At 59.4% G+C, this 22,690-nt stretch carries 23 protein-coding genes; 17 read left to right on the forward strand and 6 right to left on the reverse strand.

Features of this window, described 5'->3' with window-relative positions; genetic code table 11:
• Nucleotides 1-835 precede the first annotated feature (835 nt).
• The 4 genes from FHW37_RS06285 to FHW37_RS06300 all read left to right on the forward strand — a co-directional run bounded on the left by FHW37_RS06285 (nucleotide 836) and on the right by FHW37_RS06300 (nucleotide 6,433).
• Nucleotides 836-4,657, forward strand: coding sequence for a vitamin B12-dependent ribonucleotide reductase (locus FHW37_RS06285; protein ID WP_145634093.1), 3,822 nt, complete (start codon nucleotides 836-838; stop codon nucleotides 4,655-4,657).
• Between the two features lie 76 nt (nucleotides 4,658-4,733).
• On the forward strand, nucleotides 4,734-5,780 hold the full coding sequence (locus FHW37_RS06290) for a hypothetical protein (RefSeq protein WP_145634095.1): 1,047 nt from the start codon (nucleotides 4,734-4,736) through the stop codon (nucleotides 5,778-5,780).
• 43 nt (nucleotides 5,781-5,823) lie between these two features.
• Entirely contained in the window at nucleotides 5,824-6,105 is a 282-nt protein-coding gene (locus FHW37_RS06295; protein WP_145634097.1) for a BrnT family toxin, read from the forward strand.
• On the forward strand, nucleotides 6,092-6,433 hold the full coding sequence (locus FHW37_RS06300) for a helix-turn-helix domain-containing protein (RefSeq protein ID WP_432442830.1): 342 nt from the start codon (nucleotides 6,092-6,094) through the stop codon (nucleotides 6,431-6,433). Before FHW37_RS06295 ends, FHW37_RS06300 begins: the two co-directional genes overlap by 14 nt.
• 10 nt (nucleotides 6,434-6,443) lie before the next feature.
• Here FHW37_RS06300 and FHW37_RS06305 read toward each other — a convergent pair whose 3' ends face one another.
• Complete coding sequence (locus FHW37_RS06305) at nucleotides 6,444-7,409, reverse strand: GGDEF domain-containing protein (protein WP_246690693.1); 966 nt, start codon at nucleotides 7,407-7,409, stop codon at nucleotides 6,444-6,446.
• Nucleotides 7,410-7,686: 277 nt separating this feature from the next.
• On the opposite strand from FHW37_RS06305, the gene FHW37_RS06310 reads away from it, so the two are divergent.
• Complete coding sequence (locus tag FHW37_RS06310) at nucleotides 7,687-9,201, forward strand: DUF882 domain-containing protein (protein WP_145634099.1); 1,515 nt, start codon at nucleotides 7,687-7,689, stop codon at nucleotides 9,199-9,201.
• Between the two features lie 84 nt (nucleotides 9,202-9,285).
• Here the strand turns inward: FHW37_RS06310 and FHW37_RS06315 are convergent, their stop codons facing one another.
• Complete coding sequence (locus tag FHW37_RS06315; RefSeq protein ID WP_145634101.1) at nucleotides 9,286-9,708, reverse strand: hypothetical protein; 423 nt, start codon at nucleotides 9,706-9,708, stop codon at nucleotides 9,286-9,288.
• A 365-nt stretch (nucleotides 9,709-10,073) separates the two neighbouring features.
• On the opposite strand from FHW37_RS06315, the gene FHW37_RS06320 reads away from it, so the two are divergent.
• Together FHW37_RS06320 and FHW37_RS06325 are read left to right on the forward strand one after the other, a co-directional pair.
• Nucleotides 10,074-11,033, forward strand: a complete 960-nt coding sequence (locus FHW37_RS06320) for a hypothetical protein (protein WP_145634103.1) — start codon at nucleotides 10,074-10,076, stop codon at nucleotides 11,031-11,033.
• A 728-nt stretch (nucleotides 11,034-11,761) separates the two neighbouring features.
• Nucleotides 11,762-12,538, forward strand: a complete 777-nt coding sequence (locus FHW37_RS06325) for a transporter substrate-binding domain-containing protein (RefSeq protein WP_145634106.1) — start codon at nucleotides 11,762-11,764, stop codon at nucleotides 12,536-12,538.
• A 52-nt stretch (nucleotides 12,539-12,590) separates the two neighbouring features.
• Here FHW37_RS06325 and FHW37_RS06330 read toward each other — a convergent pair whose 3' ends face one another.
• Nucleotides 12,591-13,490 (reverse strand): LysR family transcriptional regulator, encoded by a 900-nt coding sequence (locus FHW37_RS06330; protein WP_145634108.1) that lies wholly within the window; start codon nucleotides 13,488-13,490, stop codon nucleotides 12,591-12,593.
• A 105-nt stretch (nucleotides 13,491-13,595) separates the two neighbouring features.
• Here FHW37_RS06330 and FHW37_RS33470 point away from each other — a divergent pair, with 105 nt between their 5' ends.
• Nucleotides 13,596-13,739, forward strand: coding sequence for a hypothetical protein (locus FHW37_RS33470; protein WP_186458173.1), 144 nt, complete (start codon nucleotides 13,596-13,598; stop codon nucleotides 13,737-13,739).
• 72 nt (nucleotides 13,740-13,811) lie between these two features.
• On the forward strand, nucleotides 13,812-13,985 hold the full coding sequence (locus tag FHW37_RS33475) for a hypothetical protein (RefSeq protein ID WP_186458174.1): 174 nt from the start codon (nucleotides 13,812-13,814) through the stop codon (nucleotides 13,983-13,985).
• Nucleotides 13,986-14,048: 63 nt separating this feature from the next.
• Here the strand turns inward: FHW37_RS33475 and FHW37_RS06335 are convergent, their stop codons facing one another.
• Complete coding sequence (locus tag FHW37_RS06335; RefSeq protein ID WP_145634110.1) at nucleotides 14,049-14,684, reverse strand: outer membrane protein; 636 nt, start codon at nucleotides 14,682-14,684, stop codon at nucleotides 14,049-14,051.
• Nucleotides 14,685-15,072: 388 nt separating this feature from the next.
• On the opposite strand from FHW37_RS06335, the gene FHW37_RS06340 reads away from it, so the two are divergent.
• From FHW37_RS06340 to FHW37_RS06355, 4 genes are all read left to right on the forward strand, one after another.
• On the forward strand, nucleotides 15,073-16,170 hold the full coding sequence (locus FHW37_RS06340) for an acyltransferase family protein (RefSeq protein ID WP_145634112.1): 1,098 nt from the start codon (nucleotides 15,073-15,075) through the stop codon (nucleotides 16,168-16,170).
• A 112-nt stretch (nucleotides 16,171-16,282) separates the two neighbouring features.
• Nucleotides 16,283-16,501, forward strand: a complete 219-nt coding sequence (locus tag FHW37_RS06345) for a hypothetical protein (RefSeq protein WP_145634114.1) — start codon at nucleotides 16,283-16,285, stop codon at nucleotides 16,499-16,501.
• 205 nt (nucleotides 16,502-16,706) lie between these two features.
• Entirely contained in the window at nucleotides 16,707-17,708 is a 1,002-nt protein-coding gene (locus FHW37_RS06350) for a ketopantoate reductase family protein (RefSeq protein WP_145634117.1), read from the forward strand.
• Between the two features lie 342 nt (nucleotides 17,709-18,050).
• Nucleotides 18,051-18,362, forward strand: a complete 312-nt coding sequence (locus tag FHW37_RS06355) for a DUF1883 domain-containing protein (protein ID WP_145634119.1) — start codon at nucleotides 18,051-18,053, stop codon at nucleotides 18,360-18,362.
• A gap of 49 nt (nucleotides 18,363-18,411) precedes the next feature.
• On the opposite strand, the gene FHW37_RS06360 is transcribed toward FHW37_RS06355, so the two are convergent.
• Together FHW37_RS06360 and FHW37_RS06365 are read right to left on the reverse strand one after the other, a co-directional pair.
• Nucleotides 18,412-19,728 carry a replication-associated recombination protein A gene (locus tag FHW37_RS06360; protein WP_145634121.1) on the reverse strand — a complete coding sequence of 439 codons (1,317 nt, stop codon included), beginning with the start codon at nucleotides 19,726-19,728 and terminating at the stop codon, nucleotides 18,412-18,414.
• A complete protein-coding gene (locus FHW37_RS06365) occupies nucleotides 19,725-21,140 on the reverse strand; it encodes a DegQ family serine endoprotease (protein WP_145634123.1) in 1,416 nt (471 codons plus the stop codon). The genes FHW37_RS06360 and FHW37_RS06365 overlap by 4 nt, the downstream gene beginning before the upstream one ends.
• A gap of 127 nt (nucleotides 21,141-21,267) precedes the next feature.
• Here FHW37_RS06365 and FHW37_RS06370 point away from each other — a divergent pair, with 127 nt between their 5' ends.
• The 4 genes from FHW37_RS06370 to FHW37_RS06385 all read left to right on the forward strand — a co-directional run bounded on the left by FHW37_RS06370 (nucleotide 21,268) and on the right by FHW37_RS06385 (nucleotide 22,678).
• On the forward strand, nucleotides 21,268-21,642 hold the full coding sequence (locus tag FHW37_RS06370) for a YkvA family protein (RefSeq protein ID WP_145634127.1): 375 nt from the start codon (nucleotides 21,268-21,270) through the stop codon (nucleotides 21,640-21,642).
• 37 nt (nucleotides 21,643-21,679) lie between these two features.
• Nucleotides 21,680-22,042 carry a lysozyme inhibitor LprI family protein gene (locus FHW37_RS06375; protein ID WP_145634130.1) on the forward strand — a complete coding sequence of 121 codons (363 nt, stop codon included), beginning with the start codon at nucleotides 21,680-21,682 and terminating at the stop codon, nucleotides 22,040-22,042.
• 70 nt (nucleotides 22,043-22,112) lie between these two features.
• Entirely contained in the window at nucleotides 22,113-22,364 is a 252-nt protein-coding gene (locus tag FHW37_RS06380; protein WP_145634133.1) for a CopG family transcriptional regulator, read from the forward strand.
• Nucleotides 22,364-22,678: a type II toxin-antitoxin system RelE/ParE family toxin gene (locus FHW37_RS06385; RefSeq protein WP_145634135.1), complete on the forward strand. Its 315-nt coding sequence runs from the start codon at nucleotides 22,364-22,366 to the stop codon at nucleotides 22,676-22,678. The genes FHW37_RS06380 and FHW37_RS06385 overlap by 1 nt, the downstream gene beginning before the upstream one ends.
• Nucleotides 22,679-22,690 lie beyond the last annotated feature (12 nt).

Raw genomic sequence — 22,690 nt, forward strand, 5'->3', positions numbered from 1 at the left:
CCCTTGTGGGGGAGATGTCACGAAGTGACAGAGGGGGGTGAGCAACAGTTCTGCAAGTTCAAGCTGAAACGGTGCGCAGGGATACCCCCTCTGCCCTGCCGGGCATCTCCCCCACAAGGGGGAGATCGGCTGGCGGGATGCCCCCTGCCTCATCCAAAGCTCCCCCTGTCCCGAAATGACGCTGTCAATGACCGGCCCGTCCGAAAAATCTTCGGCGGGCCTTTCTACATCTTGTGGGCACCTGTCACCAATTTGTATCAATATGGTAGCGGAGCCCCTTGAAACGGGGCTTCAGCGCTGCCCGCTTTGCCCCTGAAATGCCACGATCTCAAATGGCAAGCCTCGCGCAAGCTTCAAACTTTTCGTCCAAGTCCCTGAGAATCCAAGAGCTTTTTTCATCCCCGTTATCCACAGGTAAGAACCACAATATCTTGTGGTTAAAAATGTGCTGCAAACTACGGCTTGACCGAATCGCCGCACGCTCGCATGAATGAACCCATGTTGCGGCGGCGACTGAACCGGAGGTAACGAGGCCGGTTCTCTTTCGAGTTCTGCGGAAACAATTGTGGGCTTGGCGTGTTCTGAAAGACCGCCGGGCAACGGGTTTTCGCGGCCTTTCGGATGCTCTGCCGAAACACGTGATGGCACTGGCGGAAAGAACCTGTTAATACTATATTTAGTGTTTGCAGCCACCATCCATCACAAGATACAGAGATGACATCCAAGATGATTCACCTGGATGATGGAATTTCAACCGGCTGCCCATGATGGCGAGCAGCCGGCGCGGACACGTGCGCCCCAAGAGTGGCGCCAAATTGATGAGGGACCTAAGGCAATGCGCATCGAACGTCGTTTCACCAAGCCTGCGACAGGCGCTTACGGGGAAATCGAATTCCGCAAGGCGGTCAGCGAGATCCGCAATCCGGACGGGTCCATCGTCTTCCGGCTTGCCGATATCGACGTCCCGACCCAGTTCTCCCAGGTCGCGACCGACGTTCTGGCCCAAAAATATTTCCGCAAGGCCGGCGTTCCCAAGTTTCTGAAGAAGGTCGAAGAAAACGACGTTCCCTCCTTCCTGTGGCGCTCTGTAGCTGACACGGAAGCGATGAAGGCCCTGCCGAAGGAAGAGCAGTACGGCTCGGAAACCGATGCGCGCCAGGTATTTTCGCGTCTTGCCGGCACCTGGACCTACTGGGGCTGGAAGGGTGGCTACTTCACCTCCGAAGAAGACGCGGCCGCCTTCATGGACGAGCTTGCCTATATGCTCGCCACCCAGCGCGTCGCTCCGAACTCGCCGCAGTGGTTCAATACCGGCCTGCACTGGGCCTATGGCATTGACGGCCCCGGCCAGGGCCATTTCTATGTCGATCCCTTCACCGGCAAGCTGACCAAGTCCAAGTCGTCCTACGAACATCCGCAGCCGCATGCCTGCTTCATCCAGTCCGTCGAAGACGACCTCGTCAACGAAGGCGGCATCATGGACCTGTGGGTTCGCGAAGCCCGTCTCTTCAAGTACGGCTCCGGCACCGGCTCCAACTTCTCCCATCTGCGCGGCGAAGGCGAAAAGCTTTCGGGCGGCGGCCGTTCTTCCGGCCTCATGAGCTTCCTCAAGATCGGCGACCGTGCAGCGGGCGCCATCAAGTCCGGCGGCACGACCCGTCGTGCGGCCAAGATGGTCGTGGTCGATATCGACCATCCGGATATCGAGGAATACATCAACTGGAAGGTCAAGGAAGAGCAGAAGGTTGCTGCCCTCGTTACCGGTTCCAAGATCGTCAATCGCCATCTGAAGGCGATCATGAAGGCCTGCGTCAATTGCGAGGCTGACGGCGAAGACTGCTTCGACCCGGCCAAGAACCCGGCCCTCAAGCGCGAAATCCGCGCTGCCAAGAAGGACCAGGTTCCGGAAAACTATGTCGGCCGTGTCATCCAGTTCGCCCGCCAGGGCTACAAGGACATGGAATTCAAGACCTATGACACGGACTGGGATTCGGAAGCCTACCTGACCGTCTCCGGCCAGAACTCCAACAACTCCGTCTCGATCAAGGACGATTTCCTGCGCGCAGTCGAAAACGACGGCGACTGGAACCTGACCGCCCGCAAGGACGGCCGCGTCATGAAGACGCTGAAGGCGCGCGACCTGTGGGAATCGATCTCCTACGCCGCCTGGGCATCGGCCGATCCGGGCCTGCATTTCAACACGACGATGAACGACTGGCACACCTCGCCGGCCGGCGGCCAGATCCGCGGCTCGAACCCGTGCTCGGAATACATGTTCCTCGACGACACGGCCTGCAACCTTGCTTCGCTCAACCTTCTCCAGTTCAAGGACAAGGCAACGAAGAACATCAACATCGCAGACTACGAACATGCGACGCGCCTGTGGACCGTCGTGCTCGAAATCTCGGTCATGATGGCGCAGTTCCCGTCCAAGCGGATTGCCGAACTTTCCTACGAATACCGCACGCTCGGCCTCGGCTACGCCAATATCGGCGGCCTGCTGATGTCCTCCGGTATTGCCTACGATTCTGCTGAAGGCCGCGCCATTGCCGGTTCGCTGACCGCGATCATGACCGGTATCTGCTACGCAACCTCGGCTGAAATCGCGTCCGAGCTCGGCCCGTTCCAGAACTTCCCGGCCAACCGCGACAACATGCTGCGGGTCATCCGCAACCATCGCCGCGCCGCCCATGGCGAGACCTCCGGTTACGAAGGCCTGTCGGTCGATCCGGTTGCGCTCATCCATGCTGAAAACCCGGATCAGGATCTGGCAGCCCATGCCAAGTCGGCCTGGGACAAGGCACTGGAACTCGGCGAAAAGCACGGTTACCGCAATGCACAGGTCTCGGTCATCGCCCCGACCGGCACGATCGGCCTTGTCATGGACTGCGACACGACCGGCATCGAGCCCGACTTCGCACTGGTGAAGTTCAAGAAGCTCGCCGGCGGCGGTTACTTCAAGATCATCAACCGCGCCGTTCCGGACGCGCTGCGTTCGCTCGGCTACACGGAAAGCCAGATTGCCGAAATCGAAGCCTATGCTGTCGGCCACGGCAACCTGAACCAGGCTCCGGGCATCAACCCCGGCACGCTGAAGGCCAAGGGTTTTTCGGATGAGAAGATCGAAGCCGTCAACGGCGCGCTGAAGGCCGCCTTCGACATCAAGTTCGTCTTCAACCAGTGGACGCTCGGCGCCGACTTCCTCAAGGGCACGCTCAAGGTCACCGACGAGCAGCTCGCCGACATGAGCTTCAACCTGCTCGAGCATATCGGTTTCTCGAAGAAGGACATCGAAGCCGCCAACATCCACGTTTGCGGTGCGATGACGCTCGAAGGCGCGCCTTTCCTGAAGGACGAGCATCTGCCCGTCTTCGATTGCGCCAACCCCTGCGGCAAGATCGGCAAGCGTTATCTCTCGGTCGAAAGCCATATCCGCATGATGGCGGCTGCCCAGCCGTTCATCTCCGGTGCGATCTCGAAGACGATCAACATGCCGAACGACGCCACCGTCGAGGATTGCGGCGCCGCCTACATGCTGTCCTGGAAGCTGGCCCTCAAGGCCAACGCCCTTTACCGCGACGGCTCGAAGCTCTCCCAGCCGCTCAACGCCTCGCTGATCGACGAAGACGATGCAGACGATGCGATCGAGGAACTGGTCGCAGCGCCGACCGCAGCCCAGGCCGTGCAGATCACCGAAAAGATCGTGGAACGCGTCATCGAGCGCGTCACCCGCGAGCGCGAAAAGCTGCCGAACCGTCGTCAGGGTTACACCCAGAAGGCCAATGTCGGCGGACACAAGGTGTATCTGCGCACCGGCGAATTCGGTGATGGCCGCATCGGCGAGATCTTCATCGACATGCACAAGGAAGGCGCTGCCTTCCGCGCGATGATGAACAACTTTGCCATCGCCATCTCGCTCGGCCTCCAGTATGGCGTGCCGCTCGAAGAATATGTCGAAGCCTTCACCTTCACGAAGTTCGAGCCAGCCGGCATCGTCACCGGCAACGACGCGATCAAGAACGCCACGTCGATCCTCGACTACGTGTTCCGCGAACTCGCCGTCTCCTATCTCGGTCGTCATGACCTTGCGCATGTCGATACGTCGGACTTCGGCAATACGGCACTCGGCAAGGGCATCCAGGAAGGCAAGACGCAGCTCGTCTCGACCGGCTGGACCCGCGGCTACAAGCCGACCCTGATCCAGGGCGGCCAGTCGGGTGACCGCGCCGGTTCCGAAGCCAAGGGTTCGGCCACCGCCGCCCCTGCCCGCGCTTCGGCAACGGTGACCTCGTTTGCCGGCTCCGCGGCCCGCAAGCTGGAACCGACCGTGTCGATCTCGACCTCGGAAGTCGTCTCCTTCAAGCGCGATTATGAAGAGCGCGCCAAGGAACTGGCCGAAGAGATTGCCGAGGAAGTGCTCGAGGACGTGGCAACCGAGGACAAGCAGGTTGCAACCGCGCTCTTCTCCGACAAGGCCGAAGCAGACGCCGCTGCCGCCAAATCGGAAGCCAAGAAGCTCGAAGCCGACCGCCGCATGAAATCGATCATGCAGGGCTATACGGGCAACATGTGCTCCGAGTGCCAGAATTTTACGATGGTTCGTAACGGCACCTGCGAGAAGTGCGACACGTGCGGCGCGACGAGCGGTTGCAGCTGATTAGTTATGGAGCGCTGCACTGAACGGTGCAGCGCTCCAGCAGTAATATGTCCCGCAACTTTGGAGATGGACATTTATGTTCTCCGGCAGGTGGATTGGAGACCTCAGAGGAACTCATGTTGCCAATCTTTTTGCCGAATTTACCCAAGTAGACGGCGATCCATTTATCATTCTAAGACTTGGGAATAGCAACGACGCCTTAAAATTCGAAGGAAAGCTACTGCCTGTCCTTCAGAGATCTCAGTCCTTAAAAAGCACTGCAGAATCTCAAAATCCTGAGAATATTAGTTTATTTCTGGAACGTGCCGATCAGAGCATAATCGCAGGTCGTTGGGAAGGCAGCGGCGATCAAGCCGGAATTTTTCAATTATCCCCCGTCGCCTCACCATCGGCCGAGATTTCTTCAAATGAATCTCAAACGCCGATGCGCGTCATCAATAAAGCGGCTTCATTGCCGCGCCTAAAGATCTACAGGAACGAAATTCAGCTTATAACGGCCAAAATGAAGTCTATGCTTCAATCTCCATTTGACGTGGTTATAAGAGCGAAGGTCGATGGCAAAGACATCAACGCATACGCCTCTGATTTTTGGAAGATACCAGGACTAAACAATAAAACTCCTGAGATATATCTTAGTTTAACCGAGCCAGCAAATCCAATAGCCCGCTCCATAAACGTCAACATAACAACTTCTGGCTGCTATTACTCGGCAACAGGAGTTGATGAAGTTTGGGTCGCAGGAACCTTCGAAGAGCTTAAGTCTTTACCATTGTTGCGTAACCGCACGATGAAACGTATTTTTGAGAACAACGCACTCACCATAAATGGCGTCATAGCTGTTCTTGCCGTAGCACTTTCACCGGATCTAACATTTACAAAGCGAATTATACTATTCACATTCGCATTCGTTTTCGCCGTTACATTTAAATTTATACATAGTAAAATCATAGAGACGGCAGTATATCTCAACAAAGATCGAACGAAACCTTCGATGATAGATCTGCCAGGACTAGTAACCACTCTTGTCGGCACAGCTATCATTGGCTTTGTGCCTGTTGTGTATGCCTACCTCCAAGGCGACTATATAAAGAACTTTCTCATACAGTTTCTTTCTACAAATTAGAGATTTAAGCACCCCCTCCACTACTGGAAACCCGTAGTCCGCCATGCTATATTTCGCGTGGAATGAAGACAAGGCAGCGGCCAATCTCGCCAAGCATCGCGTCAGCTTTGCCGATGCATGTTCCGTATTCGATGATCCATTTGCCTTGGATATCGAGGATCTATCCATGGAATACGGCGAGATCAGACGGCGGATCATCGGCCTTGGCCAGGGGCGATTTCTGACGGTCATCTATACGGAACGGGACGATACGGTCCGGCTCATTTCCGCCCGAAAGTCCACGAAACCGGAAATGCGGGAGTATGAAAACAATGTCGGATGGTAAGAAGGATCAGACCGACTGGGCCTATCTCGACGCCATGACCGACGCGGAAGTGGAAGCAAACGCGCTTGCCGATCCCGACAATCCGCCAAGGACCTCCGAAGAGCTGCGCGCGGCTCCACGCATGCCGCAGGTCAAGGTGATCCGTCGAGCACTTCGCCTGACGCAGGAAGAGTTTTCGACCCTCTACCATATTCCACTCGGCACTTTAAGCGATTGGGAACAGGGCCGTTCCGAACCCGACCAGGCCACAAAAGCCTATCTCAAGGTGATTGCTGTCGATCCGCAGGGAACGGCGTCGGCATTGAAGAAGGCGAGCGGCAGAGCCTAAGCCCTCATCCTCACGTCCCAAATCCCCGTTCCGCCTCTTCCTCCGCCTCCTGCGGCACCCCGAGACAGACGACCGCGATCCGCTCGCGGGTCGCCTTGGCGATATACATATAGCCGTCCGCCCGCTTCATCAGGCTTGCGACATCATCGCCCTTTTCCAGAAACGCGACGCCGACGGCGGCCCCGACATCGGCAAGCTCGCCTTCGATCGGCACCGGCTTGAAGACGCGCGCCACGGCGTCTTTCAGATTATCCACCGCTGCCATGCCGTCATGCCTTGAGACCGGCAGGAGGATGACGAATTCGTCGCCGCCGACGCGGGCGATGAAATGGGTGTTGGAAAAATTGTCGCGCAACCGGCTGGCGATCGTCTTCAAAACCTCGTCGCCGGCATGGTGGCCCATGCGGTCATTGACGGGCTTGAAGCCGTTCAGGTCCATATAGGCAAGAAGCAGATCGCCGGAGAGATGCGGCGCGAGCAGCCTTTCGGCAAGTTCGGCTTCCAGCCCGGCGCGATTGGCAAGGCCGGTCAGGAAATCGGTACGGGCAGAGGCCATCAGGGCGCGGTCGATTTCCTGCTGGTGGCGCACGCGCGACGAGACGTCGAGGATGATTTCGACATCGAAGGACACGCCGTCCACCACGGTGCGCTGGGCGGAAATCAGGGTCGGGATGATCGTGCCGTCGACATGGCGGATATCCACCTCTTCCAACACGTAGGAGCCCTGTTCGGCCAGCATCCGGTGGCGGCGGTCGCGGGCGGGATTGTCGATCGCCGCCCCTTTCGAGGTCAGCTTGCGGCCGGAAATATCGTCCCAGCGCAGCCCGGTCAGTTTCAGATAGGCATCGTTGACCTTGGCATAACTCGATGTCTTCGTGTCGCTCGTGCTGACGGCCATGGCCACCGGCGCAAACTCGAAGAGGCGCATCAGCATGGATGCCAGTACTTCAGGTTTGATGAGTTCCTTGTCTTCCATGGCCGCCCGGCTCGAGAGATCTGCTGACCGTTTTATGACAGACACGTTAAGATGTTGCTGATGCAATACATCGATATGACTGCAATTGCGGCAAAGACCCGCGGAAAATCCTCAAAACAGCCGGCTTAATATTTCAGATAGTTAGTCATGTTTTGGCGATGCTTTCGGCTTCACTCTTTCGCGAGCAGGCGCATTCCGATGTCCGGATATGGCGCACATCAACCGCTTGTTAGCTTTTCATTGACCATAATTTCCGCTGACCAGCCGGAATTGCGCAATGCCGCAATCCGGTCGTTACAGTTTTAAAGTCAGCGGGTTTTTCGTGTCTCAGTCCCAGCCAGTCTCCGTGTCGCAGGATTTTTTGGACGCCATCAAGGCGGCCCGCGGCTTTATCGGCAAGGCTTTTGGCGCACTCGCCCTGTCGCTCGCGGCGCTGGTCGGCTCCACCGTCTACGCCGAGGCGGAAGACCGGGCGCTGAAACTCTATTTCACCCATACGGGCGAAAGGGCGACGATCACCTACAAGCGCAATGGCCGGCTCGACATGCAGGGCATTGCCAAGATCAACCGTTTCCTGCGCGACTGGCGCCGCAATGAAAATGCCCGCATGGATCCGCGCCTGCTCGACGTGATCTGGGAAATCTATGACCGCACCGGCACGAGCCAATATATCCATGTCGTCTCCGCCTACCGGTCACCCGCCACCAATGCGATGCTGCGCGGCCGCTCGCGCTCGACGGGCGTTGCCAAGAAAAGCCAGCATATGCTCGGCAAGGCGATGGATTTTTACATTCCGGGCGTCAAACTTGCGACCCTGCGGGCGCTGGCCATGCATATGCAGTCCGGCGGCGTCGGGTATTACCCGACATCCGGCTCGCCCTTCGTGCATGTCGATGTCGGCAATGTCCGCGCCTGGCCGCGCATGAGCCGGCAGGAGCTTGCCCGCCTGTTTCCGCGCGGCCGCACCATGCATCTGCCGGCATCGGGCGGACCGCTGCCCGGTTATGACGATGCCGTTGCCGATTACCGCCGCCGCGTCGGCGCAAAAACCATCGAGGTTGCCGCCACATCCGCAGATGACGACGATGATGCACCCTCCGCGCCCGTCACGAGACGCAGCGTGATCACCGCCATGCTGCCGACCCCGAAGGACAGGCCGGAAGCCGCAAAGGCGATCCTCGCCGCAGCCGCGGCACCAACGCCGACCCTGGCGCCGATCATGACACCAACCCTGACACCACCACAGGCGCCGGCGGCACCACAAACACCGGCCTTTGCCGATCTCGCCCGCCTCGCCATTCCAAGACCCGGCACCCGACCACAATCCGACGGGCCGGAAGCGCAGATCGACGACATCGAAACCGCATCGATCGACCCCGCCGCGATCGCCGCTCCCTTGCCGATGCCGTCGCCAACCGCAGCGACCCCGGCCGTGTCGGAAAATCCGCTGGCGGCGCTCGCGCCCTCCATCGCTTCTCCCATCCCGGCCGCCTTCGCGCCGGGCCGGCTGCATCCCGTCTCGACAATCCGCCTTGCCATGCCGAAGGCGGGCTCGATCGCGTCGCTGCCGATCACCGGGCCGGAATTCGAGGAGGAAGAGGACGAGTTCGACGCGCAGGACGCGCTGATCGCCTGGGCGATCTCCAAACCCGGCACGCCTGCCGGCATGAGCGCCCCTGTTGTCACCGGCCGCACCCTGACCGACCTCACCGCCCCCGCCGCCCGCACCGAACCCCTGCCGGCCGCGATTTCGGAAGATTTCGATTTCACGCGGTTCTGGTCGAAGGGGTAAAGCCCTCAAGGGATCGGTCGGCCCGCCCCAATATCGACAGGTGCCTGCCACACACGAGATTAAAACCCGGCCGCAGCGACGCCGTCAGATGGCTGCATCGAATGCATCTGCCTCGCTTTGGGTGGCAAAATTGAATGTGATCAGTTCGCTGTCATCCTCCTGACGGATACCGACTGCGGTCACGATCAACCGGGCGATCTCGTCCTGCGCTTCGCTTCCCGACCGAGACAATTTCACCGCCTTCTCGATGGCGGGTGCAAATAGCTCGCTGATGACACCGAGGCGCATATTGTGTTTCATGATGATATCGCGGTCTTCGATGATCGCCGTCTGCTCGGCCTTCGGGATCAAGGCATTGTCCATTGCGGTGATCGTGGCATTGGTCGCGAGTTTGATCGGACCTTCCTGAAGCCACCGATCCACCATCTGGTGGAACTGACGCATGCGCGCAGCGGGGATTGATTTCTGTACGGTGATAGACATCTGCGGTCCTTTGTCGGCATCCAATCAAATAGAAACACGCTTGCTTCGATGATGGACCTGGTGTCGCCATCATCAGACTTTGCGTCAGGAGGGTCTATGGGGTCGAACAGCGGGCTTCAATGCCTTTATCCTGAGGATCAGCTCGACGGGGACGTTGGTACAGGTGAAAGGGAGATAGAGGACGGCCTCATACACCGTTTCGGGCCGGCTGCTATTGTGGCGCGGATGCGCCAATAGCGGACATGCCTCGAAGCGCCATGAAGGTGCGCTACCGACCCAATTAAGACACCGCAACTCGGTTGTACTTCGTCCGAAAGCTGCAATAGAGTTTCGTGCCGCGTTGTAGGCGCAAGTAGCATCCTGTTATTAATAAAGCGAAAGGCTTTAGCTTGGAAAGTACCGGTCGCTTCAATGCGGAATTGAGGGCTCTGCAGTCAAATAGCTATGACCGGTGCCAATCGTGCGGCGCACAGTTGCCAAGGGAGGTGGCTGCGTATGCAGGCTATGCGGCTGATGGCAGCGCTCGTTATGTCGGCGAATGCTGCGTCCAGGAGCTCGATGAGCTAGCGACTCACGTCTATTGGTGGTGGGAAGCCGACAAGCGTGTTGAACCGAGCACTACCCTATGGCGATACATGGACCTTGCGAAATTCCTCCAGCTATTGGATGGAAGCGCGTTGTTCTTTTCTCGTGCGGACAAGTTCGAAGATCCTTTCGAAGGCGCTTCAGGCCTAGAGTCGCGCGAAAAAGAATGGGACGCTTTCTACCTAGATTATTTCCGGCGTGTGGTTCGAAACCCTCCACCGGGAGTGACTACAGCTTTGCTGTCGGAAGATGCCGTGGAGCAAAACGCTCAGCATCTCCTAGCCTCGATCCGAGATGGCGCTATTCGTGATCGTCGCTCGACTTTCGTTAGTTGCTGGCATGCCAACTCCGGGGAATCGGAGGCGCTGTGGCGTTTATATTGCCCGCCCGGTTCAAGCGGTGTCGTGATCAAGACAACAGCTGGCCGATTGATGAGCGCACTGGATCCCAACGCTCCAGTCAAGCTAGGACGAGTCCAGTACGTAGACTTCAGGACGTCATTTGCCGGTTTTCATGATCGCATCTTTTGGAAGCGTAAGTCCCTAAGTCATGAGGCTGAGGTTCGCGCTGTTATCGCGCGTAGACTGAGTGAGGATCGGTCTGGCGTATCCGTCTCGATCAACCTTTCCGAGTTGATTGAGGTAATTGTACCTTCCCCTCTTGCCCCAGCATGGTTTTCAACACTGCTCGGTTCGATTCTGGAGCGCTTCAACCTTCAAATTCCGGTCCAAGAATCAGAGCTGCTCGCTCAGCCATTCTTCTGAGATGTAAAATTTGAGCATAGTCTGATTTTCGACGCTGTTTCGCAAAATCGGCCACTCCGGTTCCCGCCCCATCTCAGACGAGCCTAGCTCAGTCCTGTTATGTCCGCTTCGGGCCGAAAACAGACATGGCCGGCATCCCCCACTCCCCTCCAAAAAAAATTCACCTCGCGTTTTCCCCCTCCCCAAAACCTGTGCCTATAATGGTTGCGTTCCGTCACGGATACACCGGCAGGCGTGCCGGCGAGGCGGGATCGGCGCGGGGTGTGAGGGAGAGACGCAGGATCTCGCATCCCGGGTTCGCGGAAAATGGTCTCCCTCCGGCGAGACGGGGAGTTTTGACGGGTTCGGACCGGCTCGTCATTTCTTGATGCCCGACCAGGGCGCCGGGCGTGCCTGTGCGGCACACAGGGTGGTTCGACGGACAAGTTTTGCCGGGCTTTTCAGTCCGTGACACTTTTCGAAAGACCGGCGGAAAAGACCGTCCGGAAGAACCACGGCAGAGGGACCGAAGTCGCGGGCAAAAACCGCCGAACGGGGCGCCGGGAGGTGTCATTTGTTTTTGAATTCACGAGGCAGCTTTCGGCGCCCCGTCCGTTCAATCAAAAGGCCGGGATCGCCAAGGGATAACTCTGCCTTGCGCCTGCCTGCGGCAGCGCTTCGCGTTGACATCAACCGATGCCCGGCTCACCCTGCCCGGGACGATATTTGAGGACGAAGGGATTTTGGCGATGAGACGGATCTTTTGGGCAGCGCTGGCGATCTTTGCGGTCGGGCTTTATGCGGCGCAATCCTTGGCAGATGACGGCGCGCTGGCGGCGATCAAGAAGGATGGCGTGCTGAAGATCGGCACGACGGGCGATTACAAGCCTTTCAGCTACAAGGGGCCGGATGGCGAACTTGTCGGCGCCGATATCGCCATGACCAGGGATCTGGCGGCCGAGCTCGGCGTCAAGCCGGAATTCGTCATGACCAGCTGGAAGACGATGCTCGAGGATTTCAAGGCCGGCAAATTCGACATGGTCGCCGGCGGCATTACCGTCAATCCGGCCCGCGCCGAGGTCGGTGATTTTTCCGTGCCGAATGTCAGCGATGGCAAAAGGCCGATCGCCCGTTGCGAGGATGCCCAGAAATTTTCGACGATCGAAGCGATCAACCAGCCGTCCGTGCGCGTCATCGTCAATCCGGGCGGCACGAACGACAAGTTCGCCCATGAAAAGCTGGAAAAATCGACGATCGAGGTTTTTCCCGACAACAAGACGATCTTTGATCAGATCGCCGCCAACAAGGCCGACGTGATGGTGACGGACGGCGTCGAGGCCGATCTGCAGTCAAAGCTGCATGCCGGCGTGCTTTGCCCGGTCGCGGTCAAGGAGCCATTCACGCATTTCGAAAATGCCTATCTGCTGCGCAAGGACACCGCCTTCAAGCAGGCCGTCGATGCCTTCATGACGAAGGAGCTTTCGAATGGCGACTGGAAGGCAAAGCTCGACGCCTCGATGAAGTGAGGCGTGTTCGGCGCGGCTGGATCGCGCGGGAAAAGGTCGGCATGAAAATGCCTCAGCCGCCGACCGCCCGCTCCAGCGCGCCGACGACATCGAGGAAATTGCGCACCAGCGGCGAGGCCTCGTCGCGGCGATAGAGGCCGACAATGCCGGACAGGATCGGATCGCCGGCAAGTTCACGAAACACGACGCCCGGCATCAGCACGCTCGACGACACGGCGCCGGGCACGATCGCGGCACAGCCGCCGAGCGAGACCTGGGTCAGGACACCGATCAATGTGCGCTGGACGGACTGGACATTGACGACGAAGCCGCCGCGGCGGGCCAGTTCGTTCGTGCCATAGGTGAACTGTTCCGGCACGACAAAACGGCTGTCGGCCAGTTCGCCGGCCTCGATCGGCAGATCCGGCGTCGCGGCGAGCGGATGGTCGGAGGAGAGTGCCACGACGTGGCTGTCGTCGGTGAGGCCGATCTTGCGCAGCTCGGCGGCACCGGGCGCCAGCGGCGCCCTCACCAGCGCAAAATCGATGCTGCGGCTCTCCACCATGACCGGCAATTCCTCGATCTGGTATTCGGCGGCGATCACGACCGCCCGCGGAAAACGCTGGCGGAAGGCGGAGACGATGCGCTGCAGCGTGCCGCCATAGGCGGCCGAGCCGACATAACCGACAAACACCTTGCCGGCCTCGCCGCGGGCCGCATAACGGCCGATCTCTTCGGCAGCGGCAGCGGCTGCCAACACGTCGCGCGCCGCCTTGATGAATTCCCGGCCCGATGTCGTGACGCTGAGTTTCTGGCTGGTGCGTTCGAAGATCGGCGCGCCGAGCAGATCCTCGACATATTTGACCTGAACCGAGAGCGTCGGCGTCGATATGCCGAGCGCAAGGGCGGCGCGGGAAAAGCCGCCTGCCCGTTCGACGGCGACGATATAGCGGTAATGTCGGAGCTCGATCATGAAAAGATCATTAGGCCTGACCTAACGAAGTCGCAAGCTATCCGAAAATGACGCTCGCTCAGATTGAGCGTATCCCGGAAACCAAGCGGATTGGAGGAAGGGAAAATGTGGATTGCAGTTCAGATCGTCGGCTTGGCTGGAACGGCCTGCATCTTGGTCGCCATGATGTGCGTGCAGCCGTTTCCGGATCACATCGTCAAGGACAGGGATGGCCGCAAGGGCGCGGCGAAGAAGAAGGATGGCGGCTGAGCCGCCCTTCCCGGCAGGTATGCCGATCAGAGGAAAGACGCACGGCTTGACGTTTCAGGACAGAGGATAGGGATGCTCAGGAAACTTCCATGGCTTGCACCGGCCGGCGCCATCGGCCTCGTTGCCGCTGAGATCGAGCCGCCCGTGCCGGATCTGGTCTGGGCCCTGCCGCTCAGCGTCAGCATCGTCGTCTGCATCGTCCGGTTCGGCAGCCATTCCGGGCATGGTGACAATCGCCGGAAATAAAAACGGCGGGGCACAAGGCACCCCGCCGCAATCTGGATCGACTGGAGATCGATCGGAAACAGATCAGAACTTGTAGTTCACGCCGAGATTGATCGTGTGGTCGTGAACGTCCTTCTTGCTCTCGACACCGCCGGTTTCGCTGCGGACATCGCCGGTCATGACGTAATTGTATTCGACGCGGGCAGAAATGTTCGAGGTCAGGTTCTGCTCGACGCCGGCGCCGATCAGGAAGCCCGGCTTCCAGCCGTCCGGACCGGAAACATCGCCGTGGTCGCGGAACTTGGTCATGGCAAGACCGGTCGTGCCGTAAACGAGGGTCTGGTCGAGCGGAACGCCGGCCTTGACCTTGGCAGCGATGCGGTGGCGCTCGTCGAGCTTGCCGCCACGGGCCTTCACACCGGCATCGCCGAGGTAGGAGTAGTCGAGTTCGCCACCGACGACAGCGCCGCCGACATCAGCATTGTAGCCGCCGTGAACGCCGAGGTTCAGGCCCTTGCCGCCGTCGAACGGGTTGATCTTGCGCGAGGTCATGCCGCCGTGGCCGCCGACATAGGCGCCAGTCCAGTTGGCCGGGCCGGAAGACGGCTCGTTGTAAGCCGGGGCCGGCTCGGAATAGTTGGTGAGATCGGCGGCGAGAACCGGGGTTGCGGAAACCGCAGCGGCAAATGCCAGCGCGAAAGGCGCGAAAGTCTTGGTCATGGTTTACTCCGTACAGAGCCCGCGCTTCAAACAGGACGCAGGCGTTACTCGTTACAAATCTGTGCAGCGGTCGTCGCCGTTTTCACCCGGCGACAGGACCGCTTAAGCAATTCCTGGGCGCCGCCCCCGGACCGCCGGCAGGTCCCTTCTCATTTTCATGATTTTATAAACACATCCTTAACCGGACCGACCCGGGCGCCCGACTCTTCGATCAAGTTATGTAACGAAGCCGAGAAGTGCGGCGATCGGGCCCAAAGGCAACATCATTTTACCGAGACTGGTGTCGAAGCGGGCGGCAGGGCTCTGGACGCGGCGCAGCAATTGTCCCAACTAGACAGATGACCGGAATGGCCGCGACCGCGGCGCCCGAAGCGAGGATGGCGCATCGATGACGCAGGCCGAGAGACCGACCCATGAACGTTTCGTCCTTCTGGACGGCCTGCGCGGCATCGCCGCCATCTTCATCATCCAGCGGCATGCCGAGGACCTGCTCGGCGATGCCCTGCCCTCGAGCTATCTCGGCGTGGATCTGTTCTTCGGCCTGAGCGGCTTCGTGCTGGCGCATGCCTATGGCGCCGCGCTTCGCGAAGGGCGCATGTCGGCGGGGCAGTTCATGAAGGCGCGGCTGATGCGGCTCTATCCGCTCTACGGCTTCGCGCTGGCACTGGTATCGGCCTATTACATCTTCATGTATCTGTCGGGACGGCCGGTCTTCTTCGGGCAATTCGTCGTCCCGCATGAGCTGGCCGTGTCGATGCTGACCGGTCTCCTCTTCCTGCCCGCCCCTTTCACGATATCCTTCAATGCGGCGCTGTTTCTGGTGCACCCGGCCTGGTCATTGTTCGACGAACTGGTGGCCAATATCGCCTATGCCTTGAAAGGTGCGCGGGCGAAGGTGCGGGAGATGCTCGTCTTCATCGCGTTCTGCGCCGTCGTTCTGGTGATCGCGGCGATCGAGTTCGAGCGGCTGCATGCGGGTTTTCGCTGGCATGAAATGTATGCGGGCTTCGGACGGGTATTCTTCTCGTTCTCGGTCGGCATGCTGATCTATCGCTATCGCCGCAAGGTGCCGCTGGTCCGGCCGTTCCAGGCCTTGCTCTGCATTGCCGTCCTCTGCATCGTGCTGACCTTCCCGACGCCCAAGGACATGAAGGCGCCTTTCGATCTCTTCATCGTCTTCCTCGTCTGGCCGGCCCTTCTATATGTCGCAAGCGGCATCGTGCCGGGATCGGTAACGGCCGCCGTCTCGAATTTTCTCGGCACCGCATCCTATGCGGTCTATGTCCTGCATGCGCCGCTGCTCGACTGGGCGCATGTGTTGTGGCCGGGCATGACGGAACCCGGCATCGCGCCGTTTGCCGGCATCGGTCTGATCAGTCTTATCGTCCTTCTCTCGTGGCTCTTGACCGTCAAGGTCGACCAGCCTTTGCAGAAGTGGCTGAAGGCCCGCATCGGCGCCCGCAGGTCCGTTGCCCAGCAAGGCTGACCCGCGCGGTATTTGCCGAATCACCAAGATTTTTTTGAATTTGATGGAACTTTTTCTACATTAGGAAATTGGAAAGATTCAGACAAAAAACGAGAAGAGGAGAATCGTGACAATGCCGATGTCTGCAACACACCAGCCCCTCACCTCCCCTGACGAACATGTCCTGACTGTTCAGGAGGCGCTGGAACCCCTGTTTCTTGCCTTGGAGCAGGAAGCCGAGGTCAGGATGATCGCCGCCGCCGTCAAGGCCGGATGGCCGGTCGAGGAAGCCGTTGCGGCGATAGACGAGCTGCGCCGCAGCGAATTGCTGGCACATCCCAGCACGCACTGAATTCTTCCAAAAAACTTTCGTCTTACAGAGATATGCTGCCGGCACCATTCTCGTGGCCGGCAAGAGAAGCGAGTGCAGGTGGCGTCCTGATGGACGTGCAAAAAACGCACTAACTCTTTGAAACTGCAGCGTCAGCCTCAAAATCGATTAGGATTTTCCGGCCGATGCTGTAGCCTGCCGGCTTCAACAACGCCGGCGAGGTATCATGACAATCACCAATATCTGCGTTTACGGAGCGGGGGCGCTTGGCGGTGCCTTTGCGGCCAAGATTGCGGCAGCATCGAACGGGGCCAATGTCTCGGTCGTTGCGCGCGGCAGTCACCTGTCGGCGATCCGTGAAAACGGCCTTGCGGTGGTTTATGACCGGGATGGCCTGGAACCGGTCGCAGCGAAGGTCACGGCCACCGACGACCCCGCCTTACTGCCGAAACAGGACCTGATCATCACAGGCTTGAAAGGTCACCAGCTGAGTGCCGCAGCAGATGGCATCGCCTCCCTGCTGAAGCCCGGCACACGCGTGATGATGATCCTGAACGGCATTCCGTGGTGGTATTTCCATGGCGATACGGAAAGCGGTTTCGCCGGGCGCCAGCTTCCGGAGGTCGATCCGGATGGCCGCATCTGGGACCTGATCGGACCGGAGCGGGTGATCGGCTGCGTTGCCTATCAGGGCGCGGAAGTCATCGAGCCCGGCAAGATCCGCCTGACCGGCAAGGGACATTTCTACCTCGGCGAACCTTCCGGAGAAATGTCGGACGATCTCGCCGAAATTGCCGCCATTCTCGACCGGAGCGATCTCGAGGCGCGGCCGACGGCCCGTATCCGCGACGAGATCTGGGCCAAGCTGCGCGGCAATGCCGCCTTCAATCCGATCAGCGCTCTGACCAGAGCCCTGATGAACAACATGATGGCCAATCCCGAACTCGCGCAAATGGTGCGGCGGATCATGAACGAGGTGCAGGCCGTCGGCACCGCTCTCGGCTGCCGTTTTACCCGCTCGGCCGACGAACAATTTGCCAGCGCCAGCGGTTTTGGACCGGTCAGGACATCCATGCTGCAGGATCTTTTGGCCGGCAAGCAGCTGGAAATCATGCCGCTGACAGGCATGGTCGTCTCGCTCGGAAAGCTGACCGGTGTCCCGACGCCGATCTGCGAAACCGTGCTTGCGCTCACGGTCCAGCTCGACCGCGAAAACCTGAGAAAATGATTCATGTCGCTAACATCTTGATTCCGCTTTCGGCAGCAGAACATTGATTTAAAAAGATCTCCTCAAATGCGGCGAAGCAAATATGCATCCCTGCCCCGCCGCAACAAAGAAATGCCCGCTGTGGGGAACAGCGGGCATCAGATAGGAGGTCGATTGTTATTGTTGTGCGGCGACGCAGGGGACGACATCGCCCGTTTATTCATCTTGCCATCTACAGACCTCAGCCTGCGACAGTTGATCGGTTCCATTGAATAACACTTGAACTGCGACTAAGTTCCACCAATCCTTAACCACACCGGGTTAGGCTTGATCGACTGGAATGCTGACACCAATGAGGCAGATATGGCGGGACCCAATTTCCGCTACAAGCATTACGATCTTCAATCTCAGCGTGCTGGCACGGTGATAGAAGTGACATTGAGCGCGGTGAACAACATCCGCCTGATGACGGCTGCCAATTTTCAGCGGTTTACCGAAAAGCTGGACTTCAAATATGTCGGCGGCGTCGCCAAGAAATCGCCGATCCGTCTCACCGTTCCCGACCATGGCCACTGGCATCTGATCGTCGACATGGAAGGTCATAACGGGCTGGCCGAATCCTCGGTCAAACTGATCAATTCTCCCAACCACGTGCCCCAGAAACGGGCCTCCTGAGTCTGAGCTCGAGCTGGGGCTTCGACATCAGCGGCAAGCGGCAGATGGATCAATCGCCGGACCGTTCCTTGCGAAGCTTTGCCCACCATTCCAGTCGCTTGCGGATATCCCGCTCGAAACCACGCTCCGGTGGATCGTAAAAGACCTGGCGGCCCATCTTTTCGGGAAAATAGTCCTGGCCTGAAAACGCGTCCGGCTCGTCGTGATCGTAGCGATAACCGTCGCTATACCCTTCCGTCCTCATCAGCTTGGTCGGGGCATTCAGGATGTGTTTGGGCGGCAGGAGGGAACCGTTTTCCTTGGCGGCACGGGTGGCGGCCTTGAAGGCGGTATAGACGGCATTCGATTTCGGCGCCGTCGCCAGATAGACGCAAGCCTGGGCAAGCGCCAGTTCCCCCTCCGGCGAGCCGAGATAGTCATAGGCGTCCTTGGCGGCATTGCAGACGACCAGCGCCTGCGGATCCGCGAGGCCGATATCTTCGACCGCCATCCTGACCAGCCGACGGCCGAGATAAAGCGGATCCTCGCCGGCATCGAACATGCGGGCGAGATAATAGAGGGCGGCATCCGGATCCGAGCCACGCACCGACTTGTGCAGGGCGGAGATCAGATTGTAGTGGCCATCCTGCGCCTTGTCGTAGACCGGCGCGCGGCGCTGGACGATTTCCGTCAGGGCCGGCGTATCGAAGATCTCGCCCGGCCTTGCTGCGCGCCAGACTTCCTCCGCCAGCGTCAGCACCGCCCTGCCATCGCCATCGGCCATGCGGATGAGGCTCGCACGGGCATCGTCATTGAGCGGCAGCGGCTTTTCCTCGGCCGCTTCGGCGCGCTCTAGAAGTTCCCGCAGGCTCTCTTCATCATGGGCGCGAAAGGTCAGGACGCGGGCACGCGACAGGAGAGCGGCGTTGAGCTCAAAGCTCGGATTTTCCGTCGTGGCACCAACGAGGATGACGGTGCCGTCTTCCATGACGGGCAGAAAGCTGTCCTGCTGAGCGCGGTTGAAACGATGGATCTCGTCGACGAAAAGCAGGGTCTGACGCCCCTGCATGCGCCGCATGCGCGCCGTTTCGAAAACCTTCTTGAGATCGGCGACACCGGAAAAGATTGCCGAGATCTGCTCGAAGGCAAGGCCCGCCTCGCCCGAGAGGAGCCGGGCAACAGTGGTCTTTCCCGTACCCGGAGGCCCCCAGAAAATCATCGAGCCGAGAGAGCCCGAGGCAATCATCCGGCGCAAGACGCCGTCTTCACCGGTCAGATGCGGCTGACCGGTGACTTCAGAGAGACTTTTCGGCCGCAACCGGTCTGCAAGTGGCCGGCGATTGGCCACCTCCTCCGGAATTTTCGGCGCGAAAAGGTCGTCGCTCATCGGAAGAATTGCCGGATGCGCTGGCCGTCCCGCTCGATCTCGACCCGCCAGAAGCCCGGATCCTCGTTGAGCATCTGCTCCATCACCTTGGTCGACTTGACGGGATCGCCGTTGACCGAAATCAGGATATCCTTGGGTGCAAAGCCGAGGCGGGCGGCGGGCGAGCCGCGGGTCACCTCGGTCACCACGACGCCGGTCTTGTCAGGCGCCATCTGGATTTCGGTGGCGAGCTTGGGTGAAAGGTTTGCGACACGCAGGCCGGCAAAGGGATTGCGACCTTCAAGCAGGCGTTCGTCGCGCGGCGTGTTTTCGGGCGCCGGGTTGAGAGCCAGCTCAACTTCGCGCTGGCCATCGGCGGTCCGCACGGTGAGTTTGACGCGTTTGCCGAGACCGGCCGTCGTCAGACGATAACCGAGCGCATCGGGATGTTCGACGGAAACGCCGTCGACCGCCGTGACGATTTCACCAGTCTTGAGGCCCGCCTTGTCTGCAGGGCCACCTTCGGCGATGCGGCTGACCAGTGCACCACGCGCAGCCTTCAGACCGAGCGCTTCGGCGACATCGGAGGTGACGGCATCGAATGTCGCGCCGACATAGGGCCGCTCGAAGGTGGAGCGTCCCTCTTCCGCAGAAGCCAAGAACACCTTGACCAGATTGGCCGGAATGGCAAACCCGACACCGTTCGAGCCACCGCCGCGCGAAAAGATCGCCGTGTTGACGCCGATCAACTCGCCTTTCATGTTCATCAACGCACCGCCGGAATTACCGGGATTGATCGATGCGTCGGTCTGGATGAAGAAGCCGAAATCGCCCGAGCTGACCTGGTTGCGGGCAAGCGCCGACACGATGCCGCTCGTCACCGTCTGGCCGACGCCGAACGGGTTGCCGATGGCGAGCACGAGATCACCGACCTCGACCGCATCGGAATTGCCGATCGGCAGAACGGGGAAATGTTCCTTCGACTTGATCTTCAGGACTGCGAGATCGACCGTCTCGTCCTTCAGGACCACCTCGCAGGGGAATTCACGGCCATCGGCCAGTGCGATCTTGATATCGTCGGCGCCCTGAATGACGTGATTGTTGGTGATGACGAGGCCTTCCGGCGTGGCGATGACGCCCGAACCGAGCGAGGACTGCTTTTCCGAACGGTTCGGCATGCGCTGGCCGAAAAACTGCTCGAAGAAGGGATCGCCGGAAAACAGGTTGGAGCGCTGCACGACGCGCTCGGCATAAACATTGACGACGGCGCCGGCGGTCTGCTTGACCAAGGGCGCGAAGGACAGCTGCATGTCCTGACGGGTTTGCGGCAGAGCCTTGCCCTGGCTTTCCTGTGCCTGCGCCGTAACGGCAGCGGGACAGGCAAGGGCCAGAACGATGAGACCGGCCGACAGGCGCTTAAACAGGCTTGGCATTCGATTCCTCTTTCAATTTCAGCATCAAGTTTTAGCGCGGCAGGCTGGAAAAGAAAGGTGGCCGAAACAGGACGGAAAGGGCTATCTCGTCGTTTTGACGCGGTCACGAAATCAAAGAGGCGTAAACATGCTGGCAAGGCTGAAAATCTGGGCGAAAGCGCTGAAGCGCGATGTCGTCGCGCTCTGGATTGCCGCCCGTGACCGCCGCGTGCCGTTTTCCGCCAAGATCGCCGCCGGCGCGGTTGCTGCCTATGCTCTGTCGCCGGTCGACCTCATTCCGGATTTCATTCCCGTCCTCGGTTATCTCGACGACCTTCTGATCGTGCCGCTCGGCATCATGCTGGCCATCCGGCTGGTGCCGGACGCGCTGATGGCGGAGTTTCGCGCAGAGGCCATGCGCAGGGCCGAAAGACCGGTCAGCCGCAGCGGTCTCATCTTCATCCTTGCCATCTGGCTCGCCTGCCTCATCTTTCTCGGATGGAGCCTGAAGGATCTCTTCTGAGACCGGCTCCCCGCATTCGATCACGAGGGCCACAGGCATGAGACATTTTCTGACGACAACCGGCATAACGGGCCTTCTCTTCGGCGCAGCCCTGATGGCAGCACCTTCGACCGCCTCTGCCGCCAGCTTCGACTGCGACAGCGGCAAGCTGGCCGCGGATGAAAAGGTGATCTGCGACACGCGTTCGCTCAACGATGCGGATGTGAAAATGGTGACCACCTTCGACATCCTGACCAGCCTGCTTGCGATGGGGAACCGCGGCAAGCTGCAGGAAGAGCAAAGCGTGTGGCTCAAGAAGCGCCAGGCCTGTGGCGAGGATGTGGAATGTATCCGCGGCGCCTATGCCGAGCGGCTGAAGCAGCTGGATGAGGCGTATAAGGGGCTGAGCCGGCCTTTGTGATATGCCCGGCCGCGATGGCCCTACGCGTCGAAAGATGATAGCCTAGACCCATTCATAACAATGGTTTGTCATGGCCAAGAAACTTACGATCGACATTAGCGACGACGTCATGGTCGGCCTTGATCGGCTTGCGAACAGGTCTTCCGTATCCTCGGCTAGCCTCGCAAGCCAAGCATTGTCCGCCTATGTGGCTAATGAGCTTGAAATTGTCCGGGGTATTGAGCGAGGCTTGTCCGACCTGGAGGCCGGCAGGGTCGTATCTCATCAGGATGCGATGGAAGAGATCAACACTCTGATCAGCAACTCTCCGGCTCGTCGCTGATGACAGCAAAACTCCAGTGGTCACGTGATGCATTGGAGGATTTCAAGAGACAAATTGGATATATTGCCGAGCACAATCCTGAAAGTGCGCGCGATGTGGCCAAGCGAGTGGACGAATGCGCACTTAGGCTTTCTGTGCATTCGACAGGACGCCCTGGTCGGGTCGCCGGCACCTTGGAAAAGTCCGTTGCCGGGCTGCCTTATATCCTTGCTTACAACATTTCAGCGACGGATCGCGGATCTGTTCTTACCGTTCTGCGCCTCATCCATACATCCCGTGACTGGCGCAAAGGACAGTGGCCGAAGGAAGACTAGCCCCCTCCGGCC

Source organism: Neorhizobium alkalisoli (assembly GCF_007829835.1).
In the GTDB taxonomy this organism is placed as follows: Bacteria; Pseudomonadota; Alphaproteobacteria; order Rhizobiales; family Rhizobiaceae; genus Neorhizobium.